Here is a 1,118-nt window from a genome sequence, read left to right as displayed (position 1 = left end):
GGCGGCTTCACGCCAGCGGTCAGGAATGTCTTCGGTACGGCCGGATTCGTAGAGCATGCATGCAACGATGGTGATCCTGTCCTCGAGGCCGACAGGCGGGATGGAATTGAAGCATCGGGCAGTGATGCCCCCCGATCTTGTATAAAATGGTACCGAAGAATGGCCGCTCCGGCCATACGTCATTGTTCGATCTGTTCGATCGAATTCAACTATTGATTGTGTCCGGGGAGGCGGCCATTGCCGCGGGCCCAAGTCAGCCTTCGCAGGGGCAACTCCGGACGGGGGCAGAGATCGGAGCGGGCACAGCAGGGATTTGCTCCCCGCGAGCCCGCCCCGAAGATTAAGGGCGCCGATCAGACCAGGTGGAAACTGGACAAATGGGTCAGCAGGTCCGCCGTCGTGACGTGCTGGACGGTGATGGTGTCATGCGCGGCATCGGTGATCACGGCGTTGCCAGCCGCATCATCGTGGATTGCCGCGAGCAGCGCGCCCTGATCTGCGAACAGGTTGTGGCTGACGACGAGCGTGTCGCTGCCCAGATGGAAGTCGGCGACGCTGACCTGGCCGAAATGCTCGGCGAAGACGAAGGTGTCGTGTCCTGCCAGGGAGACGGCTTGCGGAGCGGGGCCGCTCGCCGGACCCGCGGCCGCCGAGATCATCGTGCCGCCCTGGCCGTCATCGGTGAAACGGAAGCTGTCCTGCGACAGCGGTCCGAGGAAATGCAACGAGGTGCTGCTCGCGCCGTCGCTGAGCGACAGCAGCCCGCTGCTGTCGTCGAAATGCGCCTGCAGCGAATGAAAGGCGATGCTGCTGAGGTCGATCTGATCGCCGTTGCCGCCGAACCCGATCAGGGAGCCGCCGAAGCTGCCGGACACCGTCAGGACCACGTCCGGGCCACCGGCCAGCGTCAGGGCTTGCGTGCCCGCTGCGACGTGAGCGGGCACACCGATGGTGCCGTCGCCGTTCAGATCCTGATGAAAGCTTGTCTCCAGCGTCTCCAGCGCTGCCGAGCCGCCCGGAACGGCGCCGATTGCATTGCTGACGTAAGCACCGCTGCTGTCGGTATTCCAGACCGTGTAGAGGTCGACGCCAGCCATTTTCCAGGCGACCAGGTAGCC

General features: G+C 64.1%; 1 pseudogene. It reads right to left on the bottom strand.

Going from position 1 to position 1,118, the window contains the following annotated elements:
* Nucleotides 1-353 precede the first annotated feature (353 nt).
* Nucleotides 354-1,118 (bottom strand): annotated as a pseudogene (locus QX010_RS33020) (hypothetical protein); the annotation flags it as partial.

Origin of the sequence: Bradyrhizobium sp. SZCCHNRI1009, assembly GCF_032487575.1 — a bacterium.
In the GTDB taxonomy this organism is placed as follows: Bacteria; Pseudomonadota; Alphaproteobacteria; order Rhizobiales; family Xanthobacteraceae; genus Bradyrhizobium.
The sequence above is the reverse complement of the archived record's forward strand: the minus strand, read 5'-3'. Positions and strand labels throughout refer to the sequence as shown.